11 protein-coding genes are annotated in these 14,232 nt (G+C 32.6%); 8 read left to right on the top strand and 3 right to left on the bottom strand.

Annotated elements, in window-relative coordinates:
- The first annotated feature begins 200 nt into the window (after positions 1–200).
- From H277_RS0116320 to H277_RS0116285, 8 genes are all read left to right on the top strand, one after another.
- Positions 201–1,004 carry a hypothetical protein gene (locus H277_RS0116320; RefSeq protein ID WP_146810546.1) on the top strand — a complete coding sequence of 268 codons (804 nt, stop codon included), beginning with the start codon at positions 201–203 and terminating at the stop codon, positions 1,002–1,004.
- Between the two features lie 6 nt (positions 1,005–1,010).
- A complete protein-coding gene (locus tag H277_RS19330; protein ID WP_019976694.1) occupies positions 1,011–1,847 on the top strand; it encodes a hypothetical protein in 837 nt (278 codons plus the stop codon).
- A 13-nt stretch (positions 1,848–1,860) separates the two neighbouring features.
- The gene (locus tag H277_RS0116310) at positions 1,861–2,604 is read left to right on the top strand and encodes a hypothetical protein (RefSeq protein ID WP_019976693.1); all 744 of its coding nucleotides are present in this window, start codon (positions 1,861–1,863) and stop codon (positions 2,602–2,604) included.
- Between the two features lie 484 nt (positions 2,605–3,088).
- Positions 3,089–3,775 carry a hypothetical protein gene (locus tag H277_RS19860; protein WP_019976692.1) on the top strand — a complete coding sequence of 229 codons (687 nt, stop codon included), beginning with the start codon at positions 3,089–3,091 and terminating at the stop codon, positions 3,773–3,775.
- A 43-nt stretch (positions 3,776–3,818) separates the two neighbouring features.
- Positions 3,819–7,460, top strand: a complete 3,642-nt coding sequence (locus H277_RS0116300) for a hypothetical protein (RefSeq protein WP_019976691.1) — start codon at positions 3,819–3,821, stop codon at positions 7,458–7,460.
- A 142-nt stretch (positions 7,461–7,602) separates the two neighbouring features.
- Positions 7,603–8,199, top strand: a complete 597-nt coding sequence (locus H277_RS0116295) for a hypothetical protein (protein ID WP_146810547.1) — start codon at positions 7,603–7,605, stop codon at positions 8,197–8,199.
- Positions 8,200–8,256: 57 nt separating this feature from the next.
- Positions 8,257–11,172 carry a hypothetical protein gene (locus tag H277_RS0116290; RefSeq protein WP_019976689.1) on the top strand — a complete coding sequence of 972 codons (2,916 nt, stop codon included), beginning with the start codon at positions 8,257–8,259 and terminating at the stop codon, positions 11,170–11,172.
- Between the two features lie 11 nt (positions 11,173–11,183).
- Positions 11,184–11,687, top strand: a complete 504-nt coding sequence (locus H277_RS0116285; RefSeq protein WP_019976688.1) for a hypothetical protein — start codon at positions 11,184–11,186, stop codon at positions 11,685–11,687.
- A gap of 576 nt (positions 11,688–12,263) precedes the next feature.
- Here the strand turns inward: H277_RS0116285 and H277_RS0116280 are convergent.
- From H277_RS0116280 to H277_RS0116270, 3 genes are all read right to left on the bottom strand, one after another.
- Entirely contained in the window at positions 12,264–12,455 is a 192-nt protein-coding gene (locus tag H277_RS0116280; RefSeq protein ID WP_019976687.1) for a cold-shock protein, read from the bottom strand.
- Positions 12,456–12,473: 18 nt separating this feature from the next.
- Entirely contained in the window at positions 12,474–12,896 is a 423-nt protein-coding gene (locus H277_RS0116275; protein ID WP_019976686.1) for a cold shock domain-containing protein, read from the bottom strand.
- 583 nt (positions 12,897–13,479) lie between these two features.
- The coding region (locus H277_RS0116270; protein WP_019976685.1) for a tyrosine-type recombinase/integrase at positions 13,480–14,232 on the bottom strand (753 nt) is incomplete at its 5' end.

The following is a 14,232-nucleotide window of genomic DNA, read 5'->3' as shown; positions in this document are numbered from 1 at the left end:
TATAAAAAAAATAGAAATTTAACATTAAATACTAAATTATTGTTTTACAATTATTTAAGTGTGTTTTAAGTAATTATTTTGGAGTATGATAAAATAACATTAATTAAATATGATGGATATCATTTCATGTATAAATATGCGAGTATACATTTGTGTCCCTTTTTACTACCACCTTATTATCAACTATTTAATAATTAACAATGAAAAAGTCAAAAGTTTCTTACTTACTTTTCTCCATGTCAACCTTTGTGTTTTCACAAGTAGGAATTGGAACCGGAACACCACAATCTTCTCTTGATGTTAATGGAAATATTATGCTTAGAAAAGAACTAAAGGTAGGAGGTTCAAAAACTACTGATGGTAATGCCGGTAATTACAATGACATCCTTGTATCTCAGGGGGATGGCAATGCTCCATTATGGAAAAATGCTAAAGTCGGATTTTATGAAGATGGTGAATATAGAACCACGAGTAGTTTTATCAATACAAGTGAGAATGGGCTGTTATTTGATACGAATAGCAACGATGGCATCGCGACCAGCTCTTTAGGAGAACTATTAGTGACAACATCATCTAAGTGGAAAGAATTGTCATCCGATTTAAGCGCAAAATTTACTGTAGATGATCCAAAAAATAAAGTCAACATTATGTTTCAGACAGGAGTTGAATCAGGAAACACTGGGACTTCTGCAAATCAAAACATAAAATTTATGTGTGGTATTTTTATTGATAATGTTTTGGTTGCATTAAGAGCGGACCAAATTGACGGAATTCCTGGTAAAGGAGCCAGCAATCAGTCTATTTATACATTAAATTATACGGTAAATGATGTAACTACCGGTGAACATACATTGAAAGTAGGATGTAGAAGAATTTCTACATCAGGTACTAATGTGGATTTAGTAATAGGGCGCGCATTGAATGCTTCAGCAGTAACAAATAATTTTATGTTACAATCTGTATTGAAATTTGATGTGAGCGAATTAGTAAAAGTAACAAGATAATTAAGTATGAAAATATTCAGTAAAATACTACTAATAAATTTAGTATTTATTAGTTCTTCTTTATTTGCTCAAGTAGGTGTCAATACCAATACACCAAGAACGACTTTGGATGTTCAGGGAGATTTAGGGATTAGAAGTAAAATCTATTTGGGAGGAGACGAAACAACTATTGGAAAATTAGGAGAAGTAGGATCGGTTTTAGTCTCTCAAGGAGCGAACCAACCTCCGACGTGGAAAGTTTTAAGACGACCTGAGTTCAAGCCTGAAACGTATTATCTTATAAACTATGAGGCGTCTAGTACTGATGTTGGGTTGGAATTAAAGTATAATAATACAGAGAGTAGAACACTGTACACAAAAAATATGCCTTTATCCAATTTCTTAGGAAGCTCTGCGGATAGTAGTGGAGTAATTGATAGATTAACAAAAACATTCAAAGTAAACAACTCTGTGAATAAAGTCGGGTTAGTTTTTGAAACGGTGGTTCATATCAATTCATCAGCAACAAATCAAGGTGTTGATTTTGCGTGCGGGGTATTTGTGGACGATCAATTAAAAGGAGTAAGGACATTTACATTAAATCAACCGACTGCTTCTGTAGGACCTTTTTATACATTTACTTTACTTGGTTCAGCTGAGAATCTTCCTAAAAAGGAATATACGGCAAAAGTTGCTTGTAGAAGAAGAGCCTCTATAGGTGGATTCACAAATACTACAACAAGTACTTTTGGAGTTGGAAAAGCCGTTCGTTCAAATATTAACGATTTTATGGCGCAGTCAACTTTAAGAGTAGAAGTATTGGAAATACCAGATCCTAATAATAATGAACCTGTTTATAACTAACAATTAACCCATTATGAAAAATAAGATATTTATCTGTTTAGTCGCAATCAGTCCAAATTTATTTTCTCAGGTAGGAATAGGAACTGAGAAACCTCATACCACGTTGGATATAAATGGTACGACAAATGTTTCCAAAGAAATCAGATTCAACGGAACAGATGCAAAAATTGGAACAGCTGGTAAACAAGGCGATTTAATTTCAGGAAATGCCTTAAATAACAATTTCTGGAAGAATTTTGATTTACCTGAGGGTTTTTTGGAAGGAATGGTTTTAACCGGATCTTATGTTAATTCAACCTTTAATGGAGTAAGTTTTCCCGGAACAAACAATTCCGGTACACTTGCTGTACCATATACTAAAGGACAAGCAATGGCTTCACATTGGAAAGAGCTTTCGGATTTAAATCAGAAAATTAAAATATCAAAATCAGTGAACTTGGTAACGGTTTCTATTCAAACATTAATTCAAACAAGTAGCCAGAACGGTAGTTTTGCCTGTGGAATATATTTAGATGATAAATTAGATTTTGTTCGATTGGGTACTGTAAATGCGGGAGTAGGTAATTATAGAACATTGAATTTGAATGCGACGCTTTCAAATATGGCACTTGGAGAGCATACTATAAAATTTGCATGTGCTGAGAGAAATATACCAACAGGTACTACCTTAAATATAGGTAAACCTATTATCACTACTAATCTAAATAACGAAATGGCGAAGACTTCATCTGTAATTTTGGTCTTAGAAAAACCATAATTTTTAGATAGATGGTGTGATAATTTGCACGATAGGTGTTTATATATAATATAAAGAATTTAGGCTCTTTTGATAAGAAGCATAATCTAATTAAACTTAAAACTTAACCGTTAATCGGCTAATCTTTCATGATTAGCCGATTTTTGTATTTTAGAATTATGATAGGAAAAATATAGGACTTTATGGTTTTGTTTTTTTAGGTAGTTAATGTCTTATAATGTTAGAAATAATTAACAAAATAATTTGAGAGGATAACAATACTGAAAATTAAATTCATAAAAAAATAGAACACACATGTTTTTCAAATGACTTAAATCATTTAAAAAACAATAAATCTTATTAAGTATTTATAGTTAGTTAATTATTTATTTAAAAAACGGATAAGTAGCTGTTTATATACTATTTTGTAATCTTGTTTTTTTAGAAAACAATGATTTTTTAAATAACTTACTACCTTTGTTGTGGTTTAGTTAATAGAAAATTTATGAAAAAAGTTTTATTCGCCTTAACATTAACAATTAGTACTGTTCATGTTAAAGCTCAAGTAGGGATTGGAACAGAAAATCCAAAAGCTACTTTAGACGTTACAGCAGTTCAGCCAAAAGGAACAAGTGCCAATGTAGAAGGAGTTTTAATACCAAGAGTTGATAGAGAGAGAGCTCGATCAATGAGAAACGTTGAAAAATCAACAATGATTTATGTGGATGAAGTGACAACAGGAACTCAGACTGAAACTGCGATTAATATAGATGCGGAAGGGTTTTATTATTTTGACGGTACAGTTTGGGTGAAAATATCATCTGGGAATAGTACTCCGGGTTTTTTCTACATGCCTTCTATTGTTTTACCGACCATAAGTAATGATGCGAGAATTTTAGATACAAGTAATTTGTCCTATTCTTATGATGCGGTTTCCGCCATCTATACAGTAAAATTATACGACTTGTTTAAAGCTCAATTTAATGTTCCGGTGGCATCTAGTTCATCTATATCTGGTTTAAAAGAATTTGTTTTAGACTCAGATAAATATGACTATTTTGTAACCTTTGCGGACAATTCAGTGTTTACAGATATTAAAATTAATTCGACAGGAATTCTTACTTATAAAACTGCTCCAAATGCAATAATAAGAAATGGTTCTTTTATGAATATTGTATTAAAGGTGAAGTAATTAACAGAAGTTAATCATTTATTAAATCTTTAAAAATTACAATATGAAAATCAATATAAAAAAGAAGATATACAGTTTTTTGTGTTTGGTTGTTTTGCAGCAAGCTAATGCACAAGTAGTATTTCATGAAGACTTCGGACAGTCTACAGTTCGTAGGGCATCTCAGTATATACCGCAAGGAGGTAAGGATTTAACGTTAAAAAAATCTCCTTACAGTTGTACCTCTTATTACAGGGCAGCACTCCAGTTGTATACAACTGAAAATATGCCAAATTGCAATGGTTCAAATCTTTCAAGTTACAATAGCTGGTTAAAAAACATTAGCGATGGTTATTATGTCGTTATCGATCCTCAACATTTGGAAGCTTCTTTAGGTTCAACAGGAGGATGGTGGCAAAAAGTAGAAGATCATACCCCAAATGATACAAATGGAGCAGCGCTTATTCTTAATGCCGGAGAAATAACCAATCAATTTTATCGCCGTGCAGTTAATTTAAAGAGAGATACAGCTTACAAAGTTTCTTATTATGTAATGAGTAATTCAGGAAATGCCAATAGTAGTGTATTATCTGCGGCAAAAATTGAAGTACAAAACATTATCTCTGAAAAATCGTTAGGAACTTCTTCCAAATTAAGTGTAATCAAACATAACGTATGGGAGAAAAAAGAATATACGTTCAGAACACCAGCTTCTACAGAATGTTCTACGAATGTAGCTATTTCAATAAGAAATGATTATCCGATTGTAGATGGAAATGATATTTATCTTGACGATATTGTCTTAGAAGAAGTTATCAATCCAAATGCGCCGGTAATTGATTGTAACAATGAGAATACCAATTTCGATGAGCTTATAAAAGCGACTGATGATCTATATGCTTTTACATCAAAAGGAGGAATCTATGCCATTACCTCAAATGATGAACTGAATAAGGTTAAAGGTCATTTTATATTTTCTGGAAACAATAAAAATGCAACGATTGGAGCTGTAGGGCAATGGCCGGTAGGTTTTAGTTTAAATGAGAGTGGAGCTCTTGTCATTGCTCCCAATACACCCCAGCCAACTGTTCCACTTGTCTACCAAGTTTGTAATTTATTAGGTGTATGTACTTCTGCAAAAATAATTTTGGAAAAAGATAAAGGCATTCCGTTTTTAGGAAAAATAGACAGTTATTACTGGAATTCTTCTGCTGCACAAACATTTGATATTATCGCAAATGACAGTTACAATGGAGGAAAGGAAGGAGAAGGTTTCATTTTTTCTGGTCCAAATCAGAATATGATGATTTCAATGAAAGATTCATGGCCTGCTGGAATATCACTTAATACTTTAGGACAAATTGTTGTGGATAAAGAAATTGTTAAACCAACGACTGCCATTTATTACACTCTTTGTAATATGGCAGGTGAATGTCAGGATGTACAGGTCACATTTTTAGGTGATGAAGGAGATTTTTATCCAGGAAGTATTACATCGAACGGGGAAACGTGTTACAATGGTTCTATTGATGTAATGAATGTGGAAAAGGCCAAATATTTGTTGTACCTCATGTCATACAACTGGCAGGCAAGTATAGATAATGGAGCGACATGGCAAGATTTTGGAAATCTTTCGGATGATGAAAATTCAGGAGAGGGAGACGAATCATCCTTAGGAGATGTTGTGATCCAAAAAGGAGATAAACTAATAATCAACGGACTAAAGAAATCTATTTTAGTAAGAAGACAAGCAAAGACAAAAGGTTTATCACGCTATGCCTATACTGCGCCTGTTTTAGTGAAACCTACAGAAGAAAATAGTATTTCTTTGCCGGATAATATAAATTCTTTTGCTGTAGAAAAGGGGAAGAGTTTTACTTTTCCGACCGTTTCTACAAAATTTCCTTCGACAATTACAATTCTTGATGCTGAAGGTAATCAGGTTCAAAATAAAATATCAGACTTAAAAAAAGGACAATACTCATATACAATAAAAGCGACTACAACTGCTGGTGCACCTCTTGTTGGTTGTGAAACGTTTACAACAATTCAATTAATTGTATATGATTTAGAAGACTGTAATACTGTCACGAAAAAGATTTTTGCTACAGATGTAGTGAGTTGGACTTCAGGAGCGAGTGGTGTTGCTAATAAAGAGAATGCTGTAAATGGAAATCGAGGAAATTATGCAACCATAACAGGAGGATTAGTCATCTTAGGAATTGGAACGGTTGGAATTGATTTGTATTTTACAAAATTATCAGATCCGAATAATCCAAATTCGCCCCGTGTATTATATTCTTCTTCAGAATTGAAAGGAAAAAAGATTACAATAAAATTAGGAGAACAATACTCTGGATTAAAACTTGCCGGAGGGTTAAGTGTGGTAGGTCGTAAGACAAATGCTGGAGTTACAGCCGGTAATATTACACTTTTAAATTCGTCCAATTCAGGAAGTTTTAAAGCTGTAAAGGGAGGATTGTTAGATCTGTTAAAAGGTGATAATGTATTTGAATATTCTTTTATTCCGAAAGATGGAGCAGGAAAAGATGCGGACTTTAATGGGGTTCGTATACAGTTAGGATCTTTGCTGGGAGTAGCTGATTTAGCTACAGTTTTCCATGCTTATATTGAAGAAGAAGAAAAAACGACTGATCCTAATTTTATACCCGAAGGAGATATTGTCGTAAGTCCACCTTCATCCCTTTTATATCCAACAGAGCAACGAGATGTTGACGGAACGAAGTTAACAGGTATTGAGAATAAGAATATAAAATTGAACGAATTTACACATGATGTAACATGGGGAAATCGTTCGGCAGTGTTGAATGTAGCAAGTGGTTTGGCTTCTGTAGTTCATCCGTATTATGCCGTTGATGATAATTATGATAGTTATACTCTATTTAATGCTACGGCTGGCGTATTGAATCAACAATTTCTTCGCACTCATTTAAAACAGCCGGCTCGTCCGGGAGATCAGGTTCAAGTGACCTTGGCTTATCCAAATATTAATGTTTTAAACCTAAGTTTATTACAACTGGGGAATTTTAAAATCGTTTATTATTTAGGAGATACAAAAGTAGGTGAAGAACGAATGGAGAAATTTAGAATATTAGATATTGGTTTATTTAACTTTAAAGATAAACGTAGAGCGGTTATTTCAAGACCGATTACGATTCCTTTTGATTCGTTCGAGATAGAACAATTTAATACCGTAAATGTTAACTTGGGAGATGGTTTGCATATACATGATATTCGAATTGCGCCTATGATGTTATTTGAAGGACAAAATGATTCGAAAGATGTTACCACGATTTGTGCGGCAGACTTTTTAGCTATTCAGAGCCCTGATTATTGTACAACGTATGATATTTCATTTGCAAAAGTAATCGAATTTGGAGAAGCGTATAAAAATGAAGATGATACGCCGTTATTGGATGCAGATGGTAACCCGATAAAAACCATTACGAAAGTAGAAGATATTCCGAATTCTGACCTTATGTTTAGTCATTACGGTGCAAATTTATTGTATTATAGGATTGATAGATTGTACACCGAATTTGAAAATGAAGGAATAATCTTGGTAAAAGTACAAACAAAACGTCAGGGAAAAGATTATGGAAATCCACAATACTTAAGAGTAAAATTAAAAAATTGTAATGAAGCAGTTGTAAATCCGATCATTAAACAATCTTCAGGTTTATAAGTTTTAGTTTTATGAAGAAAAAAATCCAGGTTAAGAATAACCTGGATTTTTTCATGTAAAAACGTTTTATTTTTTGAAATTGAAGAAATTAATAATAAAAATTAAATTTTAATATGTATATTTATCATGATTAACCACTACTATGATGACGATAGGATATTTTATACTTTATCTCAATCATACTAAATCTACATACCTATTTTTTTTAGTTGTTTTTTTTACAACTTCTGCTTGGGCTTCTAGTACTGATTTTCTAGAGAGCAACAAAGATTCTTTGCCTTCTTCTAAACATTCTATCGTAACAATAAAAGAGCATACCATATTTTATATTTCTGAAAATACCACGACCAAAAATTTAAACATAAAAGAAAATAAAGCAACAGATATTCGTGGGCATCATGAAAAAGAAGATATTAAAAAGAATGTTTCAAAAAAACTTAAAAATAAGGTAGAAGCAAAAAAAATAAAACACTTGCATCAACCTAAACTTATTCAGAAACAAAAGAACCTTACTTATTTACCTTATACACCACAAAGCTATTTTAATTTATATAAACCTGCTATTTCAGGTATCTTTCATGAAGTATTTAGTACGCATGCTGCAGTTTTTTTCAGCACTGTTAAGAATTTAATGCTTCATACTATTCATTACAAAAAAACATATTATCATTATATTTTTTGCGATTATGCAATATGCTTGTCTCATTTAGAAATACGCTCACCTTCCATGTTTATTTAGTTAATTAATATTTCTACTGCCAACCAAAGATTTATTAATTAAACAACTACTATAAACATGAAAAATATTATACAGAATTTTTTTCTGTTCCTATCTCTTTGCCTGTTTAATTGGGCATACGGACAAGGAACATGTAATTCTCCGGTTACCTGGACGAATAATAATTTTGCACCAAATGCGCTTACTGTAAATTCATCGCAAGGTCTCGGTGATCATTTTGCGAATAAAAACAGGTTAACAGATAACGATTTAACAAATGCTTCCTCATGGTCAGCACTTGTTGCAGGAAGTGCTTACATTGAAGTACAAAATACTACGACAGCTTCATATCCTGCCGGTACTTATGCCGGTGTTGTTTTATCTGAAACAAGTACGGTTGCTTTATCAACAACTTACCGAGTAGAAACCTATTTAAATACTGTTGCGACTGGTGATCATATAGAAGTTACTGTACCTATAGCAGCGGTTTCTGCTTTTAATAGAAACCTTGGAGTAACTTCAACTAAACCGTTTAATAAAATAAGGGTAACAGTCACAGCGTTAGGAATATCAACGACGTCAGTTTATTATGTTTATACCATTACACCTTGTACAACTCCGCAGACTTTAGTCTGTAATACAAGTACTCGAATTATAGAAAATAATTTTGCCGCTGTCGTTAATTATGAGAACAACAGAACAGGAACTAGCGGGCTAACAGTAGGCAACATTACAAATCTTGGAAACATTGTCAATAGCGATACAACCGATTTTGCTACAATGTCTTTAGGGGTTGCGGTAGGCGCATCGGCACAAGTATCGGTAAAAGATTTGAATAAAACATATGATGCAGGATCTTTTGCGGGATTTGAGATTTCGAACACTAATCTGCTCAATGTAGATTTATTAAATGGAACAAAAATCGTGACCTATTTGAATGGTGTTTTACAGGAAACTTCGAATAGCAATGCCTTACTCGTTAGTTTGTCTTTATTAGGAGGTGCTAACAGGGCTGAAGTAGGATTCACGACAACCAAACCATTTAATGAGGTTCAATATGTACAGACAAATCTGCTAGGACTTAATGTATTTGGATCAACCCAGATTTATAATTTGGTGGTAAAACGTAATTGTAACGGACCAGCTCCGGCTTGTAATGTAGATACTAGAATTATAGCTCCTACCTATCCGGCGGTTGTTCAACAAATTCGTACAGGTACGGGAGGAGTATCTGTTGCTTCAGTAAGCAATTCAAATAATGTTGTGAATAGTGACACAAGTGATTATGCTTCAATTAACGTAACAGCTTCTTTAGCAGGTACAGCAACCTTATCTGTAGCGACAAGTGGTCAGCAATTTAATGCAGGGCATTTTGCGGGATTTGAAATCTCGAATGCAAATTTGTTAAATGTTAATCTATTAGGAGGGATTTCAATCAGAACTTATTTAAATGGAGTAGAGCAAGAAACATCAAATTCAAATACGTTATTATTAAATGTAGGTGTTTTAGGTAGTGCGCCACGCAGTGTTGTCGGTTTTGTTACAACCAAACCATTTGATGAGGTTCAATTTAGAATGTCAACGTTATTGAGTGTTGATCTGTTGGGTGAGACAAGAATTTATAATATGATTGTCAAACAATTCTGTGAAGGGCCGGCATTTGCATGTAATACGAATACATTAATAGGGAAGAATCAGTATCCGGTTAGTATTGGTAATAATACAGGGGTTACAGGTATTGCAACAGTCGGTAATATCGTAGATATTGATCATATTTTAGATAATAACCCTTTAACCTATGCCAGTATTAATATTCCGGTAGGAGCGCTTAGTACAGCGACTATAGCTATACACAAACAATTGACACCTTTTAATGCAGGAACTTATGTTTCTTTTGATGTAGAGTTTACGAGTCTCATTAATGTAGCTGTTCTGCCTAAGTTCAAACTTCGATTATTAAGAAATAACGCACAAGTTGGCATAATAGAGGGAAGTAATTTCCTGTTGGGAGCAAATGTCGCAACAAACATCCGAAAGACATTAGGATTTAAAGCGCCTGCTGTATTCGATGAAATACAATTAATTTATGAACAACCAGTAGGAATTTCGCTGGGAACTGTTAAGATATACGATCTATATCTTATGAATCCATGTCAAAATCCAATGGATTGTAGTACCAATCATCCGATTGAGAATACACCTACTCATCCGGTAGTTATTAATCAGTTTAAAACAGGACCTGAAGGACTTGCTTGTGCACTGTGTGGCGTTGATAACGCTCAGAATTTAATTACTCCGTCAGCTACAGATTATGCTACGTTAAACATGAATGTTGGAGCCGGAGGTACAGTAGGAATAAGCGTATTGGATTTAACGAACAGATACCCGAGTGGTACTTTCGTAGGATTTACGATAGAAGATGTGCCTTATCTTCTTCAGGCAGATGTTTTGGAAGGATTCTTTGTTAAAACATATTTAAACGGTGTTTTGCAAGAGGTAGCAAATGATGCAAGTTTACTGGATTTATCGATTATATTATCAATTGGAACAGGAAAAAGAAATTATGGATTCCGTGCGACTAAGCCATTTGATGAGGTTAAATTTGAGGTCTTTTCTTTGATAAGTGCTTTTAATAACATCAAAGTGTATAATCTTAAAATAGATGCAAGTAATCCGACTGCGAACGATGGAAATCTAATTTGCCAAAATAATGTATGTGTTAAACAAGGGGATTTTTCAACTGCAGGTATACCGTCTACAAGTGTAGGAATATCGTCTTTAGCCTCTCCAAGATCAACATGGCCTGCGGATGTACCAAATGGCTTTGTTGTATTAGAGTCTAAGAATAAAGGTTTTGTCATTTCGAGAGTATCTAATCCGGCAAATGTACTGCAGCCACAGGAAGGAATGTTAATTTATGATACCAGTGCGAGTTGTATCAAATTGTACAATGGGGCGACTTGGAAATGTATTGCAAAATCTTGTAACGAATAACTGTTTTAATTATGAAAAATCTTGTTTATATAATTTTAGTTTTGAGTGGCTTTTCTCAAGCTCAAATAGCGATAGGAAAAACAGCCGTAGTAGGATCAAACACTTTGTTGGATTTTGATCAAAGTCCAACAAATTCAAAAGGCATTATTTTACCTGCTGTAACCAATGCAACCAATGTTGCACTAACCAATGGAACATTTGTCTTTGACATTAATACAAAAAAAGTACGCATGGTTGAAAATAATGTATGGAAAGACCTGAGTGATGCAGGAAGTACATCAAATCTTATTTCAAATACGTCCAATGATATAGGAAATGGGGTCATTATGGGTGCTGAAACTTCTGCAGCAACAGGCATTTTAGTATTAGAGGCTACGGATAAAGCGATGATCTTGCCAAAAATTACGAATCCTCATTTAACTGTCAAAAGTCCGTACGCTGGAATGATGTGTTATGATACAGTGAGTAAAACACTCGCTGTATTTGATGGAACAAATTGGAACTATTGGAAATAAAATAGGAAAATTTTTTAACTTAAACCAACTATTAGTATACCCAATGATGGAATTTGACTGTCATTGGGTATCTTATTTATAATTAATGTAGTCCTAAATTTATTCAAGTCAAATTTCCTGAAAATAAAAAAAGAAGGCATGCAACCGTATTAAATTTGATGCCAAGACATTTATAATTTAAAAAAATAAAAGCTCCGAAAAGGAGCTTTTTGTTGATTTTGAAAATACATGAATAAAATAACTGATCATTTATTTGAAATCAGTTTGTAATCAAGAAAATAAAATAAATTTTTATATAAAATAATCAATATTTTTCTAGTAGAAATTAGGTAGAAAGATAATCTGATCTACAACTAGAGATTTGTATCATCTTTACTGCCGCACTATTTCTTGCTTCTAGCGTACTTTATATCAACAGGGCAATGCCCTAATTTGAAATAACGTATTTCCGTTAAAAGGAAATAATGTTAGATAACCATATTAATAGAAGATTGAAAAAGAACATTCATAATGAAGTGTTCTTTATCTGTCTGTATTCATTGATTATCTAACGTTGTTTTAGCAAATTAAAAGAAATTACTTTCTTTTTACATTAACAGCCATTAGACCTTTCTTACCTTTCTCAATATCAAAAGTAACATTATCATTTTCAGATACTTTATCTATTAATCCTGATACATGAACAAAGATGTCTTCACCTCCGTTAGCATTTGAAATAAAACCAAAACCTTTTGATTCGTTGAAGAATTTAATTGTTCCTTCTTGCATTTGTATATATTTAATTAATTATTTTTTTGTTATTTGAATAGCTCTGAAGCCTTTCTCTGTAATTTCTTTTTTGAATCGGACATTATCTCCAACTTTAAGTAATTCTTTTGATTCTTTAAAATGGAAAAATATTTTATTGGTTGAATTGGCGACTTTTATAAAACCAAAACCCTTTGACTCATTGTAAACATCTACAACGCCTTCAATATACGCATCTTTTTCCGATTGTAAGCGTTTATTATTTAATAAATCTTCTTCTTTATTTTGTAAATGAGGAGGAATATCTGTAAAGTTTCCTAACACATCAACATAAACAATCATTTCTTCTAAAGATTTTCCTTTGTTGTTATTGTCTTTTCTAGTTTCTCTTTTATTTCTTTTCTCAATTTTTTTTAAAGCTTTTTTTTTGCTGTTTTCTTTTTTAGATGTTGAATCTGCCATATATGGAATTATAGAATAACTTTTTTACGAACTAAATAAGTACGTAATTGATTTAAAATCTAGAGAAGAATAGAATTTTGATTCTAAAACATATTTAACATAAGCTAAATCTTACAAGAATATATTTTAGAAATACAAAAGTTAATTAAATTGACTACGTCAACCGGTGAATTAAAAAAAGTAATATAAAGAATACAATTGTAAACAATCAAGATTTAATATCTTGTCCCTAGTATTTTCCAAAGATATAACTAATTTAAACAACTTTATAAATTAATTTACAAAGTGAAGCATAAAAGAACTGAATAATGATGATTCAACGATTATCACGGTATATTTTACGCTTCTAAACAGTACATTGACAGATTTCGCGTCGCGAAAATGTAGATTTTAATCGCTCAAATTTTAAAATACTATAGCTTTTCTTTGTGTATTGAAGTTCAGTAAATTCAATTTCTATTCCTACTGACGATTAAAAATACAGTTAATGCGTCCAATTTATGTAATTTAAATTTTTGGATACATAAAATTAGAAAATTAAAAAGGTATATTTTTATGTTTTTACGTAATTGAATTCAAATACCTACTTGCTCTCAAAATAAGACGACAAACTCATAATACGTTCGTTATTTGCCGGGTTAATGTATTTCAGGAACATGTGTTCGCTACTATGTCCGGTGGCTTCCATTAATAGGGGTGTTGGAATTTTTCCGTAAAAATTACTGGCAAAACTTCTTCTTCCGATATGACTGCTGAGCAGTTGCCATTTTTCAAGTATTAGTTCTTCTACACGATGTCCTATTCGTTTTTTTCCTTTCATTGTACAGTTTAACTCAGCCACTTTCGCAACCAACCTTATCTCTTTGTTGTATTGCTGAATATCCATTGTTTTTGGGAAAGAATTTTGATTTCTTTTGAGGATGTTCATGACAATAGGATGCAGAGGTAGAATGATCTCTTTTTTCGTTTTTTGCTGAATAAATTTAACGCAGATCTTTTCGTTAATTGTGATTAATTTTTTCTGGTCAAAGGTAATAAAATCAGAAAAACGTTGTCCGGTATAACAGCTGATTAGTAACCAGTCTTTTGCAGCTTGCAAATTGTTCGGAACCTTTGTTTTTTTAATCGTCGTGATTTCCTCTTCATTGAGAGTTGTCATGGTTTTCTGTTGCTTTTCGCGTCGAATTTCAATCTCCCTGATGTTGGTTCTGATACCTCTTCTTTCTGCAAAATTTAAAATAGTCTTGACAAAATGAATGGTACGGTATAAGGTATTATCGCTGTACTTTTCTTCTCTTCCGAACTTTATAAACTCAGTAATAAAATGACTGTTGAT

The sequence above is a fragment of the Empedobacter brevis NBRC 14943 = ATCC 43319 genome (assembly GCF_000382425.1).
Lineage (GTDB): Bacteria > Bacteroidota > Bacteroidia > Flavobacteriales > Weeksellaceae > Empedobacter > Empedobacter brevis.
This window is presented reverse-complemented; position numbering and strand designations above follow the sequence as displayed.